A 23,404-nucleotide genomic window follows, 5' to 3' on the forward strand; every position below is an offset into this window, starting at 1 on the left:
TATGCGTATTCTTTATTTTCATCAGCATTTTTCCACACCAGAAGGTTCTGTTGGAATTCGTTCCTATGAAATGGCGCGCCGGCTTATTTCTCATGACCATCAAGTTACTATGGTCTGTGGTAGTTACGGCGGAGGCCAAACCGGCTTAGAAGGCCCTTTCATATCGGGTAAGCGTATAGGGACGGTGGATGGGATAGATATCATCGAATTTGATTTAGCTTACTCTAATTCCGATGGCTTAACCGCTCGTGCTACTACCTTTTTGAAATTTGCTCTAAAAAGCATCGCTGTATCTTTAACGCATAACTATGATGTATTGTTTGCTACATCGACTCCTCTCACTGCTGGAATACCGGGGATTTTTGCTCGTTGGTTGCGTAGAAAACCTTTTGTATTTGAGGTGCGCGATCTTTGGCCCGAATTGCCAAGAGAAATGGGTGTCATTACTAACCCTATAGTTTTATCAGCTATGTCTATTTTAGAATGGCTCTCTTATCGGTCTGCTTATCGCTTAATTGGCTTGTCTCCTGGAATTGTGGAGGGTATTCAAAAAAGAGGTGTTAAGGATGAGAACGTTGTATTAATTCCTAATGGCTGTGACTTATCCATTTTTTCTGGAAACATTAAACCATGGCTACCTGAGGAGGTTGAGAAAACCGACTTAATGGCTGTTTTTGCGGGTACTCATGGTGTGGCTAATGGTTTAGACGCTGCACTTGATGCTGCTGTGGAGCTAAAAAAACGTGGCCGTCAAGATATTAAGATAGTTTTAATAGGGCAAGGAAAGTTAAAGTCCAAGTTACAACAGCGAGCAGATATCGAGCTACTTGATAATGTGCTTTTCTACCCCCCAGTAAATAAGAAAAAGCTTTCTGAGTTGATGGCAGCAGCCGATATAGGCCTACAGTTACTGGCAAATGTACCCGCATTTTATTTTGGTACATCACCCAACAAGTTTTTTGACTATATATCGGCAGGTTTACCTGTATTGAATAATTACCCTGGTTGGCTAGCTGATATGATTGTTGATAATGGCATTGGCTATTCAGTTCCACCAGAAAGTGCATCTGCTTTTGCTGATGCACTTGAGCATGCTGCAGATAATCGTGCTTTATTACCTACGATGGGGCTAAAGGCTCAGGTCTTGGCAAAAAAAGATTTTGATCGTCAGGCTTTAGCTGACCAATGGGTTGCTTGGGTTGAAGGAGCTAAGAGGTGAAAAGGTGCTTCGATTTTTGTATAGGTTTACTTGTTTTGCTCGCATTGTTACCTGTATTTTTTTTCGTATCGATACTGATTTATTACAAATTAGGGTCGCCTATTATCTTTATCCAAGAACGGCCTGGTTTACGAAAAAAAGTTTTCAAAATGATGAAGTTTAGAACGATGCTCAATAGCCTTGATCAGAACGGGGTTATATTACCCGATGAGCAGCGCATGACTACGTTTGGTAGTTTTTTACGCTCATCAAGCCTTGATGAACTGCCTGGGCTGATAAATGTGTTGAAAGGTGATATGAGCTTGGTCGGACCACGACCTCTACTAGTAGAATATTTACCTCTTTATACAAAGGATCAAGCTCGCCGGCATGATGTCAGACCTGGTATTACTGGTTGGGCGCAAGTTAATGGTCGTAATGCTATTAGTTGGGAGGATAAGTTTGCTTTAGATATTTTTTATGTGGATAACCGTTCTATTTGGTTTGATGTGAAAATTTTATTTATGACGGTTAAAAAAGTAGTTTATCGCGACGGAATTAGTGCTGCTGGTGAAGTTACCATGTCTAAGTTTACTGGTAAAAAGCCATGAGTCGCTTAGCTGTGCTTGGTGCTAGCGGTCATGGAAAAGTGATTGCAGATATTGCAGGGCAAACGGGTTGGAAAGTTATTGATTTTTTCGACGATGCTTGGCCAAGCCTAAGGCGCAATAGCCATTGGGAAGTTGTTGGTAATACCTCTCAGCTTATCTCCGTTTTAGATCAATACGACGGTGTGTTCGTAGCCATTGGTAATAATAGTATTCGACTGATTAAACTCATCGAGTTAGAGCAAGCAAATGCTCAAATTGTTTCGATTGTTCACCCTGCTGCTATTGTGAGTGTATACAGTCATATTGGTAAAGGCTCTGTCATTATGCCTGGAGCAATTATTAATGTAGATGTTTCTGTTGGAGATGGTTGTATTATAAATACGGGTGCTACTGTAGATCATGATTGTATGCTGGGTCGCGGTGTTCACTTAAGCCCAGGTGTACATTTATCAGGAAATGTTACGGTTTCTGATAATACTTGGATTGGGGTTGGTGCGTGTGTACGTCAATTAACATCTATCGGGACTAATGCCATTGTGGGTGCTGGTGCTGTTGTTGTTAGAGATGTTGATAGCGATAAAACTGTAGTAGGCAATCCTGCAAGAATTTTGAATCGGAAATAGAATATGCTAAATACCCCTTTTTCTCCTTGGCCGAGCTTTACTGAAGAAGAAGCTCAGGCAGCTCAACGCGTATTGCTTTCCAATAAAGTTAACTATTGGACTGGGCAGGAGGGGAGGTTTTTTGAAGAAGAGTTTGCCGATTTTTCTGAATGTTCTCATGCAATAGCAGTGGCTAATGGTACGCTTGCATTAGATTTAGCTTTAAAGGGGGTTGGCCTTTCTGCGGGTGATGAGGTCATTGTTACAAGTCGAACTTTTATTGCTTCAGCCTCTTCAATCGTAACAGCAGGCTGTGTGCCAATATTTGCTGATGTGGATAGCGACAGTCAAAATATTACGGGCGCTTCTATCGAGGCGGTTATAACACCGAAAACACGCGCTATCGTTTGTGTTCACTTGGCTGGCTGGCCATGTGATATGGGCCCGATAATGACGTTGGCTGCTAAATATAATCTCAAAGTTATTGAGGATTGCGCGCAGGCTCACGGCGCGAAATATAAAGGGCGTTCAGTTGGTTCTATTGGTGATATTGGTTGCTGGTCATTTTGCCAAGATAAAATAATGACTACGGGCGGAGAAGGGGGCATGGTGACAACAAATGACCGTGACCTTTGGTTATCGATGTGGGCTTATAAGGATCATGGAAAGTCTTGGCAAGCTGTTTATGAAAAACAGCATGAGCCGGGCTTTCGTTGGCTACATGACAGTTTTGGGACTAACTGGCGCTTAACTGAAATGCAGTCTGTTATAGGAAGAATACAGCTTAAGCGGATGCCTGTTTGGTTAGCCAGTAGAACAAATAATGCTCATGCGATACTTGATAGTGCACATGAGTGTTCTGCATTACGAGTACCCCAAATAGAAGAGGGATGCGTACATGCATGGTATAAATGTTATGTGTTTATTCGGCCTGAACTATTAAAAGAAGGTTGGAGTCGCGATCGAATAATTGAAAAAATTATAGCTCAAGGTGTCCCTTGCTTTTCTGGTTCTTGCTCTGAAGTATATTTAGAAGAGGCATTTGATGGTACCGATTGGCGCCCTGAACCTCGTTTACCAGTAGCACAACAGCTAGGAGAAACAAGTTTAATGTTTTTGGTTCATCCTACATTGACGAAAGTTGAAATTGATAAAACATGTACTGTTTTACAACAAATAATGTCTGAGGCAACAGCCTGATATGCTGTCATCGATTCTGTACCTCTCTCGTAACCTGAAGCGTTTACTGTTTGTATTGTTTGATATCTTCGCATTAGTAGTGTGTTGCTGGTTAAGCTTTGTATTACGTTATGAAGATTGGACTGCTAATGGATTCGTGCATTGGCCGTCTTATTTTATTGCACCGTTAGTGGCAATTCCCATTTTTGTCCGTATGGGGCTTTATCGGGCTGTCATCCGTTATATTGGTTACAAGGCACTTTGGACGGCAGTTAAAGCTATTACTATTGCGATATTGGTGTGGGCTGTATGTACTCATTTTCTTGGCTTACAACTCATTGTGCCTAGATCAGTAATCCTCATTTTTTGGTTTATTTCTATTGTTGTAATTGGTGGCTCTAGAATAGCGGCTAGGTGGGTAATTTTGCATCAATTCCCTGGAGGAGAACAGAAAGCTAAATCGCAATCGGAACGAGTGATTATTTATGGTGCAGGTGCGGCAGGACGACAGATGGCAACTGCCTTGTATCATTCAAAAGAGTTTTCCGCCGTGGCTTTTGCTGATGATGATGAACATCTGAAAGGCGGCGATATCCATGGCATTCGAGTCTATTTGCCGAGCGATATTGATGATGTAATTGAAAAATTTGATGTTAATGCTATTTTGCTTGCACTGCCTTCTGCTTCAAGGCTGCGTAGAAGAGAAATAGTAGATTCACTTGTTAGTTTTAACCTGCGTGTGCTTACTTTACCTGGCCTTTCGGATATAGCGGGTGGGAAAATCAGTGTTAATGATGTTCAAGAAGTCGATATTGCTGACCTATTAGGAAGGGACGAAGTGAAGCCAGATCAAGCCTTGTTAGATGCTTGTATCACTAATCAGAGCGTAATGGTTACTGGAGCGGGAGGGTCAATCGGTTCTGAGTTATGTCGGCAGATTTTACAACAAAAACCATCTTGTTTAGTGCTTTTCGAACTGTCTGAGTTTGCTTTATATAGTATTGAACATGAGTTGCGTACTTTGGCTGGTGACTCCATTAAGCTTGTCCCTATTCTGGGTAGTGTCTTAGATAAAACTTACTTAGAAAGGGTTCTTAAGCAGTTCCAAGTAGCAACGGTATACCATGCAGCAGCTTATAAACATGTTCCACTAGTCGAGAGTAATATTTTAGCGGGTGTACGTAATAACCTCTTTGGTACCTACTTTACTGCAGAGGCTGCCATAAATTGCAGTGTTAAAAATTTCGTTTTGATCTCTACCGATAAAGCGGTTCGACCCGCTAATGTAATGGGTGCCAGTAAACGTTTTGCTGAGTTGGTGCTTCAAGCTTTAAGTGAAAGAGAAGAGGGTAATTCACCTATTCGTTTTGCCATGGTGCGTTTTGGTAATGTGCTGGGTTCTTCTGGTTCAGTGATACCGCTTTTTAAGAGACAGATTCAAAGTGGTGGACCTGTTACCGTAACGCATCCAGAAATAACTCGCTATTTTATGACAATTCCTGAAGCAGCCTCTTTAGTTATACAAGCTGGATTTATGGGAGCTTCGGGTGATGTGTTTGTTCTGGATATGGGTGAACCGGTAAAGATTAGGAACTTAGCAAAGCAGATGATAAACCTAACAGGTTTATCGGTAAGAGATGATAGTACTCCTGATGGCGATATAGAAATTGTGTATAGCGGCTTACGAGATGGTGAAAAGCTATATGAAGAGTTGTTGATCGGCGATGATGTACAGGAAACTGATCATCCAATGATTATGCGAGCAGAGGAGGTTATGCTGACTTGGAATACATTGAAACCAGTATTAGACAGTATGCTGGAATCGCTTGATGAGTACGAATATGAAAAGATTAGGCAGCTGTTGTTAGATACGGTTAATGGTTATGCCCCTCAACATGAAATTAGAGACTTAATGTTTTTAAAAGGTCGAGAGAATAAGCCAGCACTTCATCACAATTAAAAGACTTTGCATGCCTGCATGCAAAGTCTTTTCGCCATATCAAATTAGTTGTTAGCAAATAACGGACTCTCTTTAATTGTTTGTGCTAGTCGCTGGGTTGCTTCATTTATTCGGGTTGCGGTAAACATTGTCACCTCAGTTTCCGGCAGAGGTGGTAGCTCTGCTTCTATTGCCACTAGATCCTCCTCCAGCGTATGGCGTGGAATAATTCCAATGCCTATACCGGCGCGCACTGCTGCTAAAACACCTGCACGACTTTGGCTAGTAAAGGCAATTCTATAAGGCCTTGATGATTGCTCAAGTGCCTTTCTGGCATAATTTCTGTGATAGCAACCCTCATCAAAGACAGCCAGTGGCAAGATAGTCTGCTGATGGACATTGTGGTCCTTAGCGCGGACCCAAACTAGATCGTCGCGACGCAAGCGTATGCCGCCGCCAGAGTTTACGGGCATCTCTACTAGTGCAATATCAATTTCCCCCTGTTCCAGCATATCCGTCAGGTAGTTTGGCCTATGGTCGCAAAAAACCTCTAGCTGAGCTTCTGGATAACTGAGAATAAAGGCTTTAAGAAGTGGCGTTAGCGTTCGGCTTGCATACTGATCATGAGTGCCTAAGCGAACTTGTCCTGCTATATCAATATTCTGAAATGAACCGACAATCTGGTCATGGAGGTTAAGCAGTTGTTGGGCATGAGATTTTAGCTGTATGCCTGTGGCAGTCAGCCTCACTCCGTGTTGCCCTCTCTCCATGAGCGGGTTGGTAACTAGCTCTTCTAGCCGGTTGAGCTGCATGCTGATTGTTGAGGGTGCCTTGTGCAACCGGTTTGCGGCTGTTGTTAGATTCAGTGTTTCAGCAACGACCATAAAAGTACGTAACAGGCTAATGGGTAGGTCTCTCATATTCTCAAACCAGAATTCATAAATATTGAATGTGACTATCAATATTTATCGATTTACCGAATAAAGGCAAGCGCTTAGGATGGCTCGAACCGGTTTTAGACGGGTATTTATAATTTCTGAGTAGTGATTCAATAGTTACGGAGAGTATTTGATGCGCATGATTACCACTTTTGGAATGAACCAGATCATCAGTCATGGTTTTGGTGTGTTTCTGTTCGCTGCGTTGGTACCCATGATGCGAGAGTCTTTAGATATAAGTCATTGGCATTTGGCAGCGATTGGCGCGTTGACTCAATTATCTTATTTAGGTGGGGCTATGCTGTTGGGGTTAATAGGGCATCGTATAGATTCTGGTCGATTAGTGCTGATGAGTGGTTCTGTAACTAGTTCGCTGTTGCTCGTTATGGCTGTGTTAGATGATCCGATAGGTATTTTATTGGTGCTGACTTGTATGGCGGCCAGTGCTGCGATCAGTTGGGGAGCTATTGTTGAGTTAATTACCCGTTTTGCACGTCCAGCACTTTGCTCTACTTGTTTATCCAGTGCTTCGAGCGGTACTGCTTGGGGCTACGGTTTGAACGGTTTATTTATTTTGCTGGTGGTACCATTTTTGGGATGGCGTAGTGGCTGGTTGCTAGCGGGGATGTTGGGAGTTGTTAGTATTATTCTAACTTTCCTGTTGCTGAAAAGTCTTAAAGCACGTGCTGTTACACATTCGCAAGGTAAAGCTGCTGCTTTATCTTCTCGTGAGTTGTTTCGTGTCATCGTACAGGAGCGAGTAGCATTCTTTGCTTGCCTAATCTGCTTCATGGTCGGCTTTGCTACGATGCCGTTTTCTACTTGGCTAAATGTCTATTTGGCGGAATTGATGCTCCCTCCTGCTCTGGGGGGCTATACATGGACGGTGGCTGGGATTACTGGTATGGCTGCAGGTTTTCTCTCAGGCAAGCTTGCTGATAGCAAAGGGCATGGAGTTGCGCTATTTGTTGTTTTTACGGGGTTTGCTATGGGGGTTTTAGGATTTGCTTACAATCCAGCCTATTTTGCGGTCTTTGCCGGCTTTGGTTACGGTCTTATGTATTTCCCTATGTGGGGAATTATCGCTGGTTGGGTTAATCAGCATTACTCATCTACGGCAACAATGCAGATAAACGGTATTGGTATGGTTGCTTTTGGCTTAGGTGGTACGTTAGGGAACCTGATAGCTGGGCTAGTGCAGGAATTAAGCGGTAGCTTACAGGGAGTTTATTGGGTAATTACAATTGATGCTTTGCTCTTAGTGTTGTTAGCTATATATATTTGCCGGAGTGAACGGCAAGTAGAAAAACACTATGTGAATAGCTTACTTTGGTAAAGGACTTGTGGGAGTTAGAAATATTCTGAAATAACAAAGAGTTGTAGGTGTAGCGGCATCAGGGAGCAATTCTTTAAAGATAGTGAAGACAATTAAACCCTAAGGTGCTGAATAATATAGGTGATTTTTAGCTAGCGAATAGAAGTCGAGTGGAGGTAGTAACTTGTTGCTTTTATAAGTAAAAATGGTGGGCCTTGCAGGACTTGAACCTGCGACCGTTCGATTATGAGTCGAGCGCTCTAACCAACTGAGCTAAAGGCCCATTTTTACTTTTGTGGGTAACTCATGGGTAATGATTCTAACCAATTGAGTTGTAGGCCCTAAAAGAGACGCCAATAATACAGATTCTGTATCATTGGCGCAATAGCTTGATATGCAAAGAGAAAACTATTCGTCCAAGAAGCTGCGCAAGTGGTCTGAGCGGCTAGGGTGGCGTAGTTTTCTCAACGCTTTTGCTTCAATCTGACGGATACGTTCGCGTGTAACATCAAACTGCTTACCCACTTCTTCAAGTGTATGATCAGTGTTCATGTCGATACCAAAGCGCATTCTAAGTACTTTAGCTTCGCGAGCAGTTAGGCCAGCCAGTACTTCGCGTGTTGATTCTCGTAGGCCTTCGCCAGTTGCTGAATCAACAGGTGATGTATGGTTGCCATCTTCGATAAAGTCTCCAAGGCTAGAGTCCTCATCATCACCGATGGGTGTTTCCATCGAGATAGGTTCTTTAGCAATTTTAAGAACTTTTCTGATTTTATCTTCTGGCATCTCCATGCGTTCAGCTAATTCTTCAGGTAATGGTTCGCGCCCCATTTCCTGTAGCATTTGGCGAGAGATGCGGTTCAGTTTATTGATCGTTTCGATCATATGAACTGGAATACGAATAGTACGTGCTTGGTCGGCGATGGAGCGGGTGATAGCCTGTCGAATCCACCAAGTAGCATAAGTAGAGAACTTATAACCACGACGGTATTCGAATTTATCAACGGCTTTCATCAAACCGATGTTACCTTCCTGAATAAGATCGAGGAACTGTAAACCGCGGTTGGTGTATTTTTTTGCAATAGATATAACCAGACGTAAGTTGGCTTCAACCATCTCTTTTTTAGCACGTCGAGCGTGAGCTTCGCCGATAGAGAGGCGGCGGTTGACATCTTTTATATCTGACAAAGAGATCTGTGCTTCATCTTCGAGCTGGATCAGCTTGCGCTGAGCACGCTGAAGATCGGGTAGATTGATCTTCATTGCTCTTGAATAGTCTGCACCTGATGCAATCATCTTTTCAAGCCAAGCGGTATCTGTTTCGTTGCCTGGGAACTCTTTGATAAAGAAAATTCTTGGCATTTTGCAGCGTTGGACACAGATACGCATGATGGTGCGTTCTTGCTGTCGAGTACGTGCGATGAAATCTCTTACGCGTACAACGAGTGTTTCATAAAAGCGTGGTGATAGTTTTATCGGCGCAAAAGAAACAGCAAGCTCATCCATCGCAGTACTAAATGCTTTGCTATCCCGGCCATGTTGTTCAACGGCCCCGTAGACGGCAAGCAAATTTTCTTTAATGAGAGTGAAACGAACACGTGCTTCTTCAGGATCTGGACCGCGATCGCCTTCTTCTTCATCGTCGTCATCATCGCTTTCGTCTTCTTCTGTTTCAGCATCGTCACCAAGCTCTTCCTGTAGAGCGGCGGCTTCAGCAGCTTGCGCTGCGATGACGCTATCAGGGTCGATGTAACCGCTGAATATGTCACTGAGACGACCTTCTTCTTGAAGTACCGAATTATAAGCTTCAAGGATGATCTCTACAGAACCTGGGAAAAAGGCTAAAGCAGACATGACTTCTCGAATGCCTTCTTCTATACGCTTAGCGATGACGATTTCGCCTTCGCGCGTCAGAAGTTCAACAGTACCCATTTCGCGCATATACATGCGGACAGGGTCAGTTGTGCGTCCAGCGTCAGATTCAACTAAGGCAGCAACCGCTTCTTCGTCAGTATCTACTGAAGAATCGCCTTCTTTCATCAATAGCGTTTCGGCGTCAGGGGCTACTTCAGACACAGGTATCCCCATGTCGTTGATCATGCGGATTATATCTTCAACCTGATCGGGATCGGCGATATCCTCAGGCAGGTGATCATTCACCTCAGTATATGTGAGATAGCCTTGTTCTTTACCGCGAGCTATCAGTTCTTTGAGACGAGATTGCTGCTGAGAGATGCCAGTCATAGATGTCCTACGATGATGCGATTTTGAACTACAAAAAATGTGAGCGCGACATTATAACGTTGAGCTCTTGTCAAAGCCAGCTTAAACCTATGATACGTGCTTAACAGGTTTAACCTTAGTCTATTTTTAGAATGTTGGGGTGAAATTAGAAAAAACAACCGCTTATTTTATAGATGTTAATGATCTTAAGCGTTCTTTCTCATTAGGCGTGAGTGAGGATAAGGGTTTTTTCTGTAGTTCTTCGAGTTCGCAGTCTTGTTGTCTTGATAGTAGTCTCGTCCATGCTTCGTTAAAAAGAAGGTTAGGGTCGCCATTTAAAACAGGATCTAGATGAGATATTTCACTGAGCTGTAGTAGGTGATTGTTCAGCGTTGAGTCGTCACGCCAGTCTATAAGTAGGGGCCCTAGTGATGTTGTGTTGGTTTTTTTAAGGTAATCGATTAATAGGCAAAGTAAGTCAATATGAGGTTCGTTTAAATCTGCAAGCTGCTTTGAATCATGCACTTTAGTAGCCAGTTTTGGGTAGTGTAATAGTAGCGAAATAATATGGCTGCATAGGCTGGCTGTGTCTAGTTTGGGGCTTGTAAATGAGCGTTTTTTCGTTGGTGAAAAAGGAGGCGTTTGTGTGCTTTTAGAGGTTACTGCACTAGGCTCTGGTGTGCTTTGTGTTAAATTGATGGTGCTATTAATTTGTTCAAGACTCAGGCCTGTTACTTTGCAAATGCGGTCGAGCATCATTTGTTGCAGTAGGCTTGTTTGCATTTTATGAATGAGCGGCAGTGCTTTGTTGCTAAATCTCGCTTGCCCATCCATGGTTGTCATGTCTGTGTCTTCTGCCAAAGAGCGAAAGAAAAACTCTGAAAGAGGTAGCGCTTCGTCGAGATGCTTTTCAAACCCTTCTTTCGATTCGCTACGGACCAATGTGTCTGGATCTTCACCTTCAGGAAGAAATAGAAAGCGAGCTTCTTGACCGTCTTTAATGACAGGGAGTGTTGTTTCAAGGGCGCGTTCAGCCGCTTTTCTACCTGCGTTGTCGCCATCAAAGCAAAATATGATTTCAGGTACAGTTTTGAATAAGCGTTCAAGATGCTGAGTTGTTGTGGCTGTGCCGAGAGTAGCAACGGCGTATGTTATGCCAAATTGCGAAAGACTAATAACATCCATATACCCTTCAACAATAATGATGCGCTCTAACTTTTGAGAAAGCTTACGTGCTTCGTAAAGGCCATAAAGCTCGCGACTTTTGTGAAAAGTATCAGTCTCAGGGGAGTTTAAGTATTTGGGTTTGTCGTCGCCAAGTACTCGTCCACCGAAGGCGATCACGCGGCCGCGCATATCGCGAATAGGAAAGATGATTCTTTCCCTGAAGCGGTCGTAAAGACTATCTTTTTCTTCATGCCTAATGAGCATGCCGCTTTTCTCAAGCAGTTCTAAATTGGTGGGAGTGCTACCAATTTTTTTAAGAAGATTGTCCCAGCCAGGAGGGGCATAGCCAACACCAAACATTTTCGCAATCTGACCCGTTAATCCTCTGGATTTGAGGTAGGTAACGGCTTGGTCGCGATGAGTGTTTGATTTAAGTTGTTCTTGGTAAAAAATGGCAGCTTCATCAAGAATGTTGTATTGCGCTTTATATTCGTTGCGCTGTTGCTCTTGGTGTTCGTCTCTAGGTACGTCAACGCCGACAAGTTTGGCAACTTCTTCTACAGCTTGTGGGAATTCAAGGCGTTCATATTCCATAAGGAATCCGATAGCATTACCGCCTGCGCCACAACCAAAGCAGTAATAAAATTGCTTATCAGGGCTTACTGAAAAAGAGGGGGACTTTTCTTGGTGAAACGGGCAGAGTCCGGAGTAGTTTTTACCGGATTTTTTAAGTTTTACACGGCCGTCTATCAGGTCAACAATGTTGACGCGAGCAAGAAGGTCATCAATAAAGTTTTGCGGTATACGTCCGGCCATCTTCTACTCAATCATGGGGATTGAAGAGAATCTTAACGTGCTAGACGCTCTTTTACGAGTTTCGAAACCATACCCATGTCGGCACGGCCTTGTACTTTTGGCTTTAACTCAGCCATTAGTTTGCCCATATCTTGAGCTCCGCTCGCACCAGTGGCAGCGATAGCTTCGTCTAGGGCGGTGCTTATTTCTTCATCAGTTAGCGATTGCGGCAAGTAGGTTTTAATCACCTCCAGTTCTTGTCGCTCGATATCCGCCAGGTCAGTGCGGTTCGCCTTGTCATATTGTGAGATTGAATCACGTCGCTGTTTAGACATTTTGTCCAATACGGCAATAATTCTTGCATCGTCCAACTCAATACGCTCATCGACTTCGATGCGTTTGATTTCTGCCAAAATTAAGCGAATGGTACCCAGCAGTGCTTTTTCTTTTGCACGCATTGCTGCTTTCATTGCTTCAGTAATCTGTTTCTTGAGTACTGGCATTATGGCCTGGCCTGTGTTGGATAATGGTTAAATCTCGAAAAGATGCTGCGTCTTAGTACATGCGTACGCGACGTGAAATATCACGGGATACTTTCTTAGCATGACGCTTAACAGCTGCTGCTGCTTTACGCTTACGAACAGATGTTGGTTTTTCGTAGAATTCACGCTTACGTACTTCAGCTAGAACACCAGCTTTTTCGCAAGAACGTTTGAAACGACGAAGTGCAACGTCAAATGGCTCGTTATCTTTTACTTTTACTGCAGGCATGTTTATTTAACCTAAATCTATTGATATAAACCCACTCAAGAGGATGTTCTCAAATGAGGCGCTAAATTTTAAGGCCAAGCGTATTAATTGTCAAAGTGATATTCGTGTAATTGTGCGATAGATAAGTGATAATGCAGTTGTTCTTAGGTATTTAATTGAGTGATAAGTAAAGATGATAGTGTTGGGAATTGAAACCTCTTGTGATGAGACGGGTGTGGCTCTTTATGATCATGAGAAAGGCTTGCTGGCAGATACTCTCTATAGCCAAGTAGCGATGCATTCTGAGTACGGTGGTGTTGTACCTGAGTTGGCGTCGCGAGACCATATTCGCAAACTATTACCATTGGTAACTGAAACACTAAAGTTGGCAAATTTAAAAGCAGCTGATATAGGCGCTGTTGCCTATACGGCAGGTCCTGGATTAGTTGGTGCGTTGATGGTAGGAGCGGCTACCGGTCGATCCATGGCGATGGGGTGGGGAGTGCCGGCTATTGGTGTGCACCATATGGAAGGGCATCTACTTGCCCCTATGCTGGAAGATAACCCGCCGACCTTCCCATTTGTCGCGCTTTTAGTCAGTGGGGGGCATACACAGCTCGTTAAAGTTGAAGGCATTGGTCAGTACCAGTTGCTTGGTGAGTCGTTAGATGATGCCGCCGGTGAAGCTTTTGATAAAGCGGCTAAAATGCTGGGTTTAGATTATCCGGGTGGACCATTAATTGCTAAGCTTGCTCAAAAAGGAGATCGTACTCGGTTGCGCTTTCCTCGCCCAATGACAGATAGGCCAGGGTTGGATTTTAGCTTTTCCGGTTTAAAAACATTTACGATGAACACCATTCGTGATCATAAAGTTGATGGGCTGTTATCTGATGTGGATAAAGCTGATATCGCAGCTGCATTTGAAGAAGCCACTGTGGATACTTTAGCTATTAAGTGCCGCCGCGCTTTGCAGCAGACAGGATTGAAGCAGCTTATTATTGCTGGTGGTGTCAGTGCTAATCAACGCTTGCGCGACGGCCTGGAAAAAATGGTTAAAAAGGAAAAGTCCCAACTCTTTTATGCGCGACAGGAGTTTTGTACCGATAACGGCGCTATGATTGCCTACGCTGGTTGCCAGCGTTTGCTTGCAGGGCAATCTAGTGACTTGATGATTGAAGCTAAGCCACGTTGGGCAATGGATCTTTTGGAATCGTGTCGTTAGTTTAATACGAATTGAATATTTGATAAATCAGGTGGTAGTTGCGTGGATATTGTTTATATCAGGTCCTTACAGGTGGAAACGGTCATTGGTATTTATGACTGGGAGAGGGAAATTCGCCAAGCTGTCGTATTGGATTTGGAGATGGGTACTGATATTCGGCAAGCAGCACTCACTGAAGATATTGAAAGTACACTAAATTATAAAAGTGTTTGTGATCGTTTGATCGAGTTTATAAGCAGCAGTGAATTTCTGTTGGTTGAGACGATGGCAGAAGAAATTGCGGCACTTGTAATGCAAGAGTTTAACGTACCTTGGATTAAACTCAGTTTAGGTAAACCAACGGCTATTCCTGAAGCAGCCAGTGTCGGTGTTATCATCGAAAGAGGAGCGCCTCTTTGATTTCTCGTGTGTATTTAAGTATTGGCAGCAATATTGAGCGCTATCACCATGTGGCGGCGGGTTTGGATAAACTGGAGATGCTTTTCTCTCCGTTAATTATCTCTTCTGTTTATGAAAGTGAAGCAGTAGGTTTTAACGGGAATCCATTTTTAAACTTGGTAGTTGGCTTAGATACCGAGTTGAGCGTGGGTGCTCTATTACACGTGCTTAAAGGCATTGAAGATGATAATGGGCGTGTGCGTGGTGGGCCTAAGTTTGCTCCTCGTACATTGGATGTAGATATTTTAACCTTCGGCACTCAAATAGGTGTTGTTGATAAGGTTCAGTTGCCCCGAGATGAAATTCTCACCAATGCATTTGTTTTGTGGCCTTTATCTGAAGTCGCGCCGCTAGAGCTTCACCCGGTTGTTAATAAGTCTTATCAGGCTCTCTGGAGTGAGTATGATAAAAAGCAACAGAAGTTATGGGCTATTGATTTTCAATGGAAAGAGCAGTTGATTTCAGTTGTGAATCAGTCCTGACACATTTCTAATTGCAGGCGCTTTAACTCACTTCCTAGAGCAGCTCCTTTATAGCCTTTCTTGATCAGTTCTTGAGGATTAATACCTTTTAACTTAGTCAGGAGGGCTTCCAGCTTTTCAGTTTCTAATTTCTCTTGATATAGCGCTAGGCTTAGTAACTGGCATGCCTCTAATATTGGACTAATACGCTCAGGGCGGCGAAGTAAATCAAGTGCTTGAATGAGAGAGAGTTTCTGTTCTGCGTTTGATACTTTCCATTGATGCAGAGCTATGATGGCTTTACGTACATGGGCTGCTAAATCCCTATAATGGTTCGGTGTTTTTAGTTGTTGGCAAAAGTTGCGTAACTCACTTTCTGGATCGGTTTCATTCATAAAACACAGTGAAGACAATGACGCAAAGCGGACCGCTTTGCTTGTGCTCTTGGAAAATGATTTTTGCAAAGAAGCGGCTTCTTGTGAGCCAATGAGCAGAGCGAAGCGTGGAAAGAGAGTATTGAGTGCGTGGGTATCATGGAGTACTTGGAAAAAAATGAGCGGGGATGTTTCGCCAAGAGCGCGCTCCATTTCTTGCCAGACTCGTTCCCGAGTTAAGTGCTCTAATTCGTCACTGGCTGATATATCTTGCATTAACCCTAATGTTTCAGAGGCGAGAGTAAAGCCCAGGTGAGCATAGCGTGCTGCGAAGCGAGCAACTCGCAAAACACGAAGAGGGTCTTCGCTAAAGGCCGGAGATACATGGCGTAAAATTTTGGAGGTTAAATCTTTTTGGCCACCGTACGGGTCAAATATCTGTCCATCATCCGACTGCGCCATGGCATTAATGGTTAGGTCGCGGCGCGAAAGATCTTCTTCTAAAGTTACATCGGGGCTAGCGTGATATTGAAACCCGCTATAGCCTTTACCGCTCTTGCGTTCGGTGCGGGCCAGGGCGTACTCTTCGCCGCTTGTTGGGTGGATAAAAACAGGAAAGTCACTGCCGACAGGCTTGTATTTGTGCTCTATCATCTCTTGAGGGGTGGCGCCGACAACAACCCAGTCTTTATCATAAACTGGGTAGTTAAGAAGCTTGTCTCTAACGGCGCCGCCTACAAGGTATATTTTCATAGTGAGCCTGTTATGCTTCTATTTTATCAGGATGGGATGCGGACCAAGCTTCAAATCCTCCATCAAGGCTGCTAACTTGCTCAAAGCCTTGTTTCGCTAAGTAATCTGCTGCTGATTGGCTGCTAATGCCGTGATAGCAACAAACAATCAATGGTGTTTCAAACTCAGCAGCCATCATAAATTCATGCAGGTTGTCATTAGATAGGTTAAAAGCGCCAGGAATATGACCTTGTTGGAAGCTTTGTGCATCTCTAATGTCAGCAATAACAGCGCCTTTATCTAGCCATTCAATGGCTTGTGCAGAACTAATACAAATATACTGACTCATGATAATTATCCGGTTCTAAAAAGTGTTTTTTTGTAAGCTGGGTGTTTCAAAGTAAGCTAAGTCATCTAATCGAAATGCCGTTAGCTTTTCGCCCCAAATGCAGCCTGTATCCAATGCATAAGTATTAGCCGTACCGGTTTTTCCTTGTAATGCCGCCCAGTGCCCAAAAACAATAGGCTGCTTGGCCGTTTTTCTATTATCGTGCTTGTACCATGGAAGGAAGCCATTCGGTTGGGTTTCCAAGCCGCCCTTTGACGCAAACTCAAGTTCATTTTGCGAAGTGCAAAAGCGCATACGTGTGAAGTAATTAGTGATCAGGCGAAGACGATCCCAACCGCCGAGTTGATTGCTCCATACTTTGGGGCTGTTGCCGTACATGTGCTCAAAAAACATTGTTGCTTGGGGCGACTTCAGAATGCTTTCTACTTCATTGGCTAGTTGTTGTGCTTTTGAAATAGACCAGCGAGGCGGAATACCCGCATGTACCATTGTAAAGTTAAGGCTTGTATCTGAATGTAATAATGGTTGTTGCTGTAACCAGTGCATTAGCTCGTTGCGGTCTGGAGCATTCAGAACTGCGTCAAGCGTATCACTCTTTTTTTTCTTTATCGCACCGTTATGAATAGCAAGTAGGTGAAGGTCATGATTGCCAAGAACGCTAACGGCTTGGCTGCCTAGATGTTTAATGAAACGTAACGTTTCTAATGATTTAGGGCCTCTGTTTACTAGGTCACCACATATCCAAAGCGTGTCATTCTTATTGAAGCTGATGACTTCTAAAAGGTTTTGTAGTTCATCGAAACAGCCTTGAATATCACCGATAGCATAAGTCGCCATGCATTACCTTTTATTAATCCAGAGACCTTCAGTGTAGGGCGTTTGGCTGTGCTAGTGTGAATGCTGGGATGGGAGCATTGAAACGCTCTCCCTCAGACGTTTCCATCGTGTAGTGGCCAAACATACTGCCAACCCGCGTGGCTAAAACAGTGCCGCTAGTATATTGATAGCTACCGTTAGGTTGGATTAGTGGCTGTTCTCCTACAACACCTTCGCCTTCAATTTCTTGTACATGCTCATTGCCGTCAGTAACAACCCAGCGGCGGCTTAGTAGCTGCACTGCTTGGCTGTATTCATTGGTAATGGTTATATTGTAAGAGAACACAAAGCGATGTGATTCTGGATCCGATTGCTGAGGAAGAAAGCGGGTCTCAATATCTATCTTTATTTGTGTGCTGGGGTCAAGTTGATCCATATAAGCTCTGTTATCTCTATTGTGGCGTCAAAAAATCAGCAATGGTAATAAAGTCCTTTAACGATAAACGTTCTGGACGTAGCGAAGGATCGATATTAAGTGATTCTAGTTGCTCTGTGCTGATGATCTCTTTTACGTTATTACGCAGTGTTTTACGACGGTGAGCGAAAGAGGTTTTGACAATCTGTTTTAGTAAAACAGGGTCTTTTGCTACAAAAGGAAGCGTCTTATGAGGGGTTAGTCGCACAATAGCAGAGTCTACTTTAGGGACCGGGTTAAACGCTTCTGGTGGAACAATAAATAAAGGTTCAACATCGCAATAATACTGCGCCATAATGCCTAGACGCCCGTAATTATTTTCACCTGTTTTTGCGGCTAGTCGGTCAACAACTTCCTTTTGTAACATGAAGTGCATATCTAAAATGTCGCCAGAGTGGCTTAATAAATGAAAGATTAGCTGTGTAGAAATATTGTAAGGTAAGTTGCCAACAATTCTTAGCGGGCGGCCATCCTCGCATAAGCTTTTGAAATCAAACTTCATTGCGTCAGCTTCGAAAATTTGGAATTTATCTTCGTATCTAAAAAACTTAGTGCGCAAGATAGGTGGCAAGTCTCTATCTAGTTCAATAGCATCGAGTGCTCCAGCTTCTGCTAGGATTTCTTCTGTTAAAGCACCAAGACCCGGACCAATTTCAACCATGTGGTCGCTAGGGTGGGGGGCTATTGATCGAATGATTTGCCTAATAATCCCTTGATCTTGTAGAAAGTTTTGACCAAAGCGTTTTCGGGCTTTATGCATAGCGGGTTGTTTATTGCTCATGAAGACTCTTTGACTTGTTGCGTGACATCTCGCCCGCATAATGAATAGCTAGCGTTAAGCTGCCAGTATCTGCTTTACCTGTTCCTGCAAGATCTAAGGCTGTTCCATGATCAACAGAGGTTCTTATAATAGGCATGCCAAGTGTAATGTTGACGGCATTGCCAAAACCTTTGTATTTCAGTACGGGTAGGCCTTGATCGTGATACATAGCCAGCACAGTATCGCATTGGTCTAAATATTTAGATGTGAATAGTGTGTCGGCCGGTAGAGGTCCTTGTAGCTGGTAACCTTTACTACGTAATTCTTCGAGAACAGGTTCAATGGTATCGATCTCTTCTCTTCCCATGTGGCCGTTTTCACCAGCATGCGGGTTGAGGCCTGATACGATTATTCTGGGGTTTTCAATACCAAATGTGTGCACCAGATCGTGCTGTAATACTTCAATTATATCGCGCAGTAAGGGCTGCGTCACAGCTGTTGCAACTTGGCTAAGAGGGATGTGAGTGGTGACCAAAGCAACTCTCAATCCTTCTGTTGCAAGCATCATGACTACTTTTTTGGTATCAGTAAGCTCTTCTAAGAACTCAGTATGACCTGAAAAAGCGATGCCCGCATCGTTAATGATTCCTTTATGGACAGGTGCTGTCACCATGGCATCGAATTGGCCATTCATGCAGCCGTTCACAGCAAGTGTTAATGTTTCAAGAACATATGTGGCGTTTTCGCTGTCTAGCTCACCCGGCGTAGCGGTTCTGCTTAATTCAACAGGCAATAATTTAATTGTTCTTGCTTGCGTTGGTGATGGGTCATCTTCTGCATTAAACTTTTCGATTACGATGGGTAAATCTAATTGGCGAGCGCGAGCATAGAGTAGTTCGGGATCGCAAATAGCAATCAGTTCATCAGAATGCGAGTTCTGTGCTATCTGAATGATTAGATCTGGGCCAATACCTGCCGGTTCCCCGGCAGTAATAGCGAGTCGTTTGCAGAGTGTCATTATTGTTTAATCTCAACATAAGCTGCTGAACGCATTTCGCGAATCCAGTTACCTAGCTCTTCCGTAAATTTGCGTTTACTAATGGTTGCTTTGGCTTGAGATTCTAATAATTTCTCGCCCATATCTTGAGTGCGTCGATCTTGGACCTCAAGAATATGCCAGCCAAAACGAGATTCAAAAGGAGCGCTAACTTCATCGATAGAGGTGCGAGCCATCACTTGCTCAAACTCAGGTACCATTTGCCCAGGGGTCGCCCAATTAAGGTCTCCACCTTCTGAGCCACTGGCAGGGTCATCGCTCAGTTCTTTAGCTAAAACAGAGAAAGATTCACCGTCTTGAATACGAGTGTAGAGTCGCTGAATTAGTTTTTGTGTTTGTGCCGGTGTGCGGATTTCACTAGGTTTTAATAAAATGTGACGAACTTTGGTTTGGTTCACAAGCTGAACCTTGCCTCCGCGTTTATCTCTGAGTTGAGTGATGTAAAAGCCACTAGGCGCCTTGACCGGAGCACTTATATCACCAGGCTTCATGTCGGTAACAACAGCCGCTAGTTTTTCAGGTAGCTCTGTACTTTTTCTCCAGCCTAAGTCGCCACCATTGAGTGCGTTAGGAGCACTAGAGGCGGCGATAGCCATTTCTGCAAAATCGGCATTGCCCATCAATGTTTGATGGATTGAGTTGGCTTTTGCCTCAGCTGCTTGGATTTGCTCTGCAGATGCCTGCTCTGGGATGCCGATTAAAATGATGCTGAGCAGTAACTCTGTTTGATTGGCAGTGGCTGCATCAGATTTTAGGAAGTTCTTTATTTCTAGATCTGAGACGCGGATGCGGCGGCTAACATTGCTTTGTTGAACTTGTGCGATGAGCATTTCTCGACGAATCTGCTCACGTGCTGCAGTATAGTCCTGGCCTTCAGCAAGTAGTGCCTCTCTAAATTGAACCAGTGTCATGCCATTACGACTGGCAATATTGTTGATAGCATCATTAAGCTGTCGATCGGTAATTTTGATGCCTTGCTTTTTTGCCAGTTGCAGCATGAGGTTGTCAAGCACTAGGCGGTCAAGTACTTGTGGTCCTAGTATGTTGTCAGGAGGGATTCGCTGATTTCTTGCTGTTAATTGATCACGTATAATCTGAATTCGTTGTGTGAATTCAGACTCTAGAACAATGTCATCATTGACGATTGCAACAACGCTATCCAATTTGACAGGGGTTGCGTGTAAGTGGCTGGTCAGTATTATAGAGGCCAGTGTTACAAGGCTGAAATTACATATTTTCATAAAGTTAGAATTGATCATTTGTCTCTTCGCGTTGTTCAAAACCAGTTATTTTTTCGATGAAATCGGAGTCGCCGCTGCTGCCAAAACTCCCCAATCCTTTAAGGACGAACTGTAAATATAAAGCAGTGTCTTTTTCATCATTATCTTTTAACCATTGCCGTGTAATCACCCTTGTTTTCCAGCAACAGCTTTCATACTCCAAGCCGAAAGCGATATCTATACTATCACTTGTCATCCAATCATATTGCCAAACACCTAGGGTTGACCAGTTTTTACTGATAGGCCATAAAAAAGAGGCAGTGCTTTGTTCTCGAACATCTTCAGAAAAACGGTAGCTGAGGCTGATGAGTCGATCAACATCTTCTTGATACCTAGCTGCCAAGTTGTTTTCTGTATTGCGGATGTCTTCATGATTGAAGTTGGCATTAAATGTAACATTCATACGCTGGTTAGGCCGCCAGTTTACGCTGGTAGCAATATCTGAATATTTTGAAGTGCTGTCAGTTGGCGTTGTGCTGTCGAGCGATACTATACGGTCTTCGAAATAAATGGCTTGCCCAATACTGGCGCTTACTGCTTCGCGACCTTTCTGGTCTAAGAGTCGAGAGGTTAGACCAAGAGACAGTTGCTTTGTATCGCCGATACGGTCGTAACCACTGAAGCGGTTATTTCTAAAAAGTGAAGCATAGTCAAACCGGTATGTTGTGGTATCAAAATCAGGAATGGCGGACTGGTCGTGTTCTGGTACATATAAAGCGAAAAGACGGGGCTCTAATGTTTGCTGATAGCTATTGTTAAATAATTTGAAATCCCGCTCAAAAAATAGGCCTGAATCGATGCTTAGAATAGGAACACTAAGAGACGGTGAGTCGTTTAACCCATTCACTTGGTTGTTAAGAGAGTATTGAGAAAACCAAAGTTTTACCCCGGGTTTAATAAATCCGCTTGCATTGCGAAAAACAGCAGTGAGTTCTGGCTCTATGTGTAAGCGGGTGCCAGTAACTCGGTCACTTCCTGTTAATCCTGTTAAGTCTCTATCAAACTGTGTGAGCTGTCCGAGGTAGCTAGCTGTTAACCATTTTTGATCAAGAGTGGGTGTTCCAGATACTTGTATCTGTGGAAGGCGGCGATATGGACTAATGTTATCATCAATAGTTTGGTAGCTTTGCAATAACAGCTCTGTTTGCCATTGGTTTCCAGAGTAAGTGAGTGCGCCGCTGCGATTTAAATGCACTTCTTCTGAAACACTTAGCTTGGTACCTAAGTCGTCAAAATAGTCATTGTCACTAACGTGGAGATAATTTATATCACTTCTCCAGTTTTCGGCAGGAGTGCCTGTATGGCGTATACCTAGTAACCATCTGTTCTTATTGCTTAAGTTGTCGTCTGCTAAATAGGAGGTGTTGAGAATATTTTTTGAATAAGTATTTATATACCTGAATTCATTTTCTAGCAGTAGTCCGCGCTTTTCAAAGAAGCGAGGAGTAAGTGTGTCGTCCATATTTTCTGCTATGTTGAAATAGTAAGGAGTGTCAATATTTAGACCTTCGGATTCCGTATAGCGAATTGATGGATATAAAAAACCGGATTGTCGTCTGTCATCGATAGGAAATCGAAAATAAGGTACATATAACACGGGCACGCCAGACAAGCGTAAAGTTGCGCTCTCTGCCCAGCCAAAGCCTTTTTCTTGGTCAATTTTTATTTTTTTAGCAGAAACCTCCCAAGTGTCAGATGTCGGTGGGCATTGCGTGTAAGTGCCTTCTTTAATGCTGATGGTTTTGTCTTCATTGCGGGATATTTGTGCGACTGAACCGCGAATGCTGTTTTTGTATAATACGTACTGAGCATCGTCTAATGTTGTTATTTTAGTTGATGTGTTGGATTGAGCGCTCTTGCCCGTAAATAATAATCCTGGCTCTCTGTATGTGGCTCCACCAGTTAGGTTGATGAGCCCTGTTTCCCTATTGATAGTTGCCGAGTTGCTAAAGAGGCTTCGAGAACCTTGAACAATCTTTACGCTACCAGAGAGTGCGGTGCCTTGGCCTAGTTCAGTGTGAGCCTCTAATGCGTTAGCAATAATAGGTTTGAGGTTGAAGGGGACTCCATCATCCTCAGGTAATGCTGGTTCAATATAGCGACCGCTACAATGGCTAGGCGCATCTTCGGTATTTAAGTAAGGGTACCAACCCAGATGAGCGTACGATGTATCTGGTTGTAAAGGTCTCTTTGGGGCTTTGGTGTGATTTTCTTGAGAGTTTGTTGGCGTATTGCTTTCTTTTGCCTCGGTTTGAGGTTTCGGCTGGGCTGCTGTTAAGGCGACAGGTATTGTTTGAATCGGCACAGCTCTTTTAGTGTCAGTCTTTGGATACGATGTTGCTGGCTTACTTTTTGTGGTCGCTAATTGGTTGGGGTAAGTCGCTGGAGTGTTTGTCTTTTTCGGAATGAAAGTTTGTAGTGTTTTGTTGGGTGATGCTTGTTTGGCTTCCTGGGTAAGGGTGCTTGAACAATCCCAACTGCCATTTACTTGGTTGCAGTTCCAGTTGTCTTGATTTGCTAGCGTGGGCTGGTGCTGTGCTAACAGCGCCGTTGTTATAGCAATACTGAGCTTGTGCGAAGTGTGTTTAAAAAAAGACATTCCAGAAATTCCATTAACGGATAAACGGCCAGTATATTTAGCGATAGACTCTTTATTCATTTGTGTAACTGGCAAAGTCTGGAATAATAAACATTCAAACGATGATGTACCAGAGGAATCAGCA

22 protein-coding genes and 1 tRNA gene are annotated in these 23,404 nt (G+C 43.5%); 9 read left to right on the top strand and 14 right to left on the bottom strand.

All coding sequences use genetic code 11. From position 1 onward, the window contains the following. Position 1: 1 nt before the first annotated feature. From G511_RS0120010 to G511_RS0120030, 5 genes are read left to right on the top strand one after another with little or no spacing between them, the layout of a single operon-like run. Positions 2-1,219, top strand: coding sequence for a glycosyltransferase family 4 protein (locus tag G511_RS0120010; protein ID WP_028471230.1), 1,218 nt, complete (start codon positions 2-4; stop codon positions 1,217-1,219). After that, a complete protein-coding gene (locus G511_RS0120015) occupies positions 1,216-1,809 on the top strand; it encodes a sugar transferase (RefSeq protein WP_028471231.1) in 594 nt (197 codons plus the stop codon). Before G511_RS0120010 ends, G511_RS0120015 begins: the two co-directional genes overlap by 4 nt. Beyond that, complete coding sequence (locus G511_RS0120020; protein WP_028471232.1) at positions 1,806-2,432, top strand: acetyltransferase; 627 nt, start codon at positions 1,806-1,808, stop codon at positions 2,430-2,432. Before G511_RS0120015 ends, G511_RS0120020 begins: the two co-directional genes overlap by 4 nt. Positions 2,433-2,435: 3 nt before the next feature. Next, positions 2,436-3,611, top strand: a complete 1,176-nt coding sequence (locus G511_RS0120025; RefSeq protein ID WP_028471233.1) for a DegT/DnrJ/EryC1/StrS family aminotransferase — start codon at positions 2,436-2,438, stop codon at positions 3,609-3,611. A 1-nt stretch (position 3,612) separates the two neighbouring features. Next, positions 3,613-5,550, top strand: a complete 1,938-nt coding sequence (locus G511_RS0120030; protein ID WP_028471234.1) for a polysaccharide biosynthesis protein — start codon at positions 3,613-3,615, stop codon at positions 5,548-5,550. Positions 5,551-5,594: 44 nt separating this feature from the next. Here G511_RS0120030 and G511_RS0120035 read toward each other — a convergent pair whose 3' ends face one another. Further along, the gene (locus G511_RS0120035) at positions 5,595-6,449 is read right to left on the bottom strand and encodes a LysR substrate-binding domain-containing protein (protein ID WP_028471235.1); all 855 of its coding nucleotides are present in this window, start codon (positions 6,447-6,449) and stop codon (positions 5,595-5,597) included. 151 nt (positions 6,450-6,600) lie between these two features. Here G511_RS0120035 and G511_RS0120040 point away from each other — a divergent pair, with 151 nt between their 5' ends. Further along, positions 6,601-7,803: an MFS transporter gene (locus tag G511_RS0120040; RefSeq protein WP_028471236.1), complete on the top strand. Its 1,203-nt coding sequence runs from the start codon at positions 6,601-6,603 to the stop codon at positions 7,801-7,803. A gap of 185 nt (positions 7,804-7,988) precedes the next feature. On the opposite strand, the gene G511_RS0120045 is transcribed toward G511_RS0120040, so the two are convergent. The 5 genes from G511_RS0120045 to rpsU form a co-directional block, all read right to left on the bottom strand. Continuing rightward, positions 7,989-8,065 (bottom strand) — tRNA-Ile (locus G511_RS0120045). A 125-nt stretch (positions 8,066-8,190) separates the two neighbouring features. Then, complete coding sequence (gene rpoD, locus G511_RS0120050; RefSeq protein WP_028471237.1) at positions 8,191-10,026, bottom strand: RNA polymerase sigma factor RpoD; 1,836 nt, start codon at positions 10,024-10,026, stop codon at positions 8,191-8,193. A 162-nt stretch (positions 10,027-10,188) separates the two neighbouring features. Further along, complete coding sequence (gene dnaG / locus G511_RS0120055; protein ID WP_028471238.1) at positions 10,189-11,988, bottom strand: DNA primase; 1,800 nt, start codon at positions 11,986-11,988, stop codon at positions 10,189-10,191. Positions 11,989-12,020: 32 nt separating this feature from the next. Beyond that, complete coding sequence (locus G511_RS0120060) at positions 12,021-12,470, bottom strand: GatB/YqeY domain-containing protein (protein ID WP_028471239.1); 450 nt, start codon at positions 12,468-12,470, stop codon at positions 12,021-12,023. Positions 12,471-12,522: 52 nt separating this feature from the next. Next, entirely contained in the window at positions 12,523-12,738 is a 216-nt protein-coding gene (gene rpsU, locus G511_RS0120065; protein WP_028471240.1) for a 30S ribosomal protein S21, read from the bottom strand. 172 nt (positions 12,739-12,910) lie between these two features. Here rpsU and tsaD point away from each other — a divergent pair, with 172 nt between their 5' ends. The 3 genes from tsaD to folK are packed head-to-tail and all read left to right on the top strand — an operon-like array spanning position 12,911 to position 14,859. Continuing rightward, positions 12,911-13,939, top strand: a complete 1,029-nt coding sequence (tsaD, locus tag G511_RS0120070) for a tRNA (adenosine(37)-N6)-threonylcarbamoyltransferase complex transferase subunit TsaD (RefSeq protein WP_028471241.1) — start codon at positions 12,911-12,913, stop codon at positions 13,937-13,939. Positions 13,940-13,981: 42 nt separating this feature from the next. Continuing rightward, positions 13,982-14,338, top strand: coding sequence for a dihydroneopterin aldolase (folB, locus tag G511_RS0120075; RefSeq protein ID WP_028471242.1), 357 nt, complete (start codon positions 13,982-13,984; stop codon positions 14,336-14,338). Continuing rightward, the gene (gene folK / locus G511_RS0120080; protein WP_342664814.1) at positions 14,335-14,859 is read left to right on the top strand and encodes a 2-amino-4-hydroxy-6-hydroxymethyldihydropteridine diphosphokinase; all 525 of its coding nucleotides are present in this window, start codon (positions 14,335-14,337) and stop codon (positions 14,857-14,859) included. The genes folB and folK overlap by 4 nt, the downstream gene beginning before the upstream one ends. Here the strand turns inward: folK and G511_RS0120085 are convergent. Genes G511_RS0120085 through G511_RS0120120 form a run of 8 tightly spaced genes read right to left on the bottom strand, consistent with a single transcriptional unit; the run spans position 14,850 to position 23,340 of the window. Continuing rightward, on the bottom strand, positions 14,850-15,965 hold the full coding sequence (locus G511_RS0120085; protein ID WP_028471244.1) for a tRNA nucleotidyltransferase/poly(A) polymerase-related protein: 1,116 nt from the start codon (positions 15,963-15,965) through the stop codon (positions 14,850-14,852). The genes folK and G511_RS0120085 overlap by 10 nt on opposite strands. Positions 15,966-15,975: 10 nt before the next feature. Beyond that, positions 15,976-16,293 carry a thiosulfate sulfurtransferase GlpE gene (gene glpE / locus G511_RS0120090; RefSeq protein WP_028471245.1) on the bottom strand — a complete coding sequence of 106 codons (318 nt, stop codon included), beginning with the start codon at positions 16,291-16,293 and terminating at the stop codon, positions 15,976-15,978. A gap of 15 nt (positions 16,294-16,308) precedes the next feature. Then, positions 16,309-17,130, bottom strand: a complete 822-nt coding sequence (locus tag G511_RS0120095; protein ID WP_028471246.1) for a symmetrical bis(5'-nucleosyl)-tetraphosphatase — start codon at positions 17,128-17,130, stop codon at positions 16,309-16,311. 28 nt (positions 17,131-17,158) lie between these two features. After that, positions 17,159-17,545 (bottom strand): Co2+/Mg2+ efflux protein ApaG, encoded by a 387-nt coding sequence (gene apaG / locus G511_RS0120100; protein ID WP_028471247.1) that lies wholly within the window; start codon positions 17,543-17,545, stop codon positions 17,159-17,161. Positions 17,546-17,561: 16 nt separating this feature from the next. After that, positions 17,562-18,365 (bottom strand): 16S rRNA (adenine(1518)-N(6)/adenine(1519)-N(6))-dimethyltransferase RsmA, encoded by an 804-nt coding sequence (rsmA, locus tag G511_RS0120105; protein WP_028471248.1) that lies wholly within the window; start codon positions 18,363-18,365, stop codon positions 17,562-17,564. Beyond that, positions 18,355-19,362, bottom strand: a complete 1,008-nt coding sequence (pdxA, locus tag G511_RS0120110) for a 4-hydroxythreonine-4-phosphate dehydrogenase PdxA (RefSeq protein ID WP_028471249.1) — start codon at positions 19,360-19,362, stop codon at positions 18,355-18,357. The genes rsmA and pdxA overlap by 11 nt, the downstream gene beginning before the upstream one ends. Further along, positions 19,362-20,660 (bottom strand): peptidylprolyl isomerase, encoded by a 1,299-nt coding sequence (locus tag G511_RS0120115; RefSeq protein ID WP_245574198.1) that lies wholly within the window; start codon positions 20,658-20,660, stop codon positions 19,362-19,364. The genes pdxA and G511_RS0120115 overlap by 1 nt, the downstream gene beginning before the upstream one ends. After that, positions 20,647-23,340, bottom strand: coding sequence for an LPS-assembly protein LptD (locus G511_RS0120120; protein WP_084629175.1), 2,694 nt, complete (start codon positions 23,338-23,340; stop codon positions 20,647-20,649). Before G511_RS0120120 ends, G511_RS0120115 begins: the two co-directional genes overlap by 14 nt. Positions 23,341-23,404 lie beyond the last annotated feature (64 nt).

Origin of the sequence: Neptunomonas japonica DSM 18939 (assembly GCF_000422765.1) — a bacterium.
GTDB lineage: Bacteria > Pseudomonadota > Gammaproteobacteria > Pseudomonadales > Balneatricaceae > Neptunomonas > Neptunomonas japonica.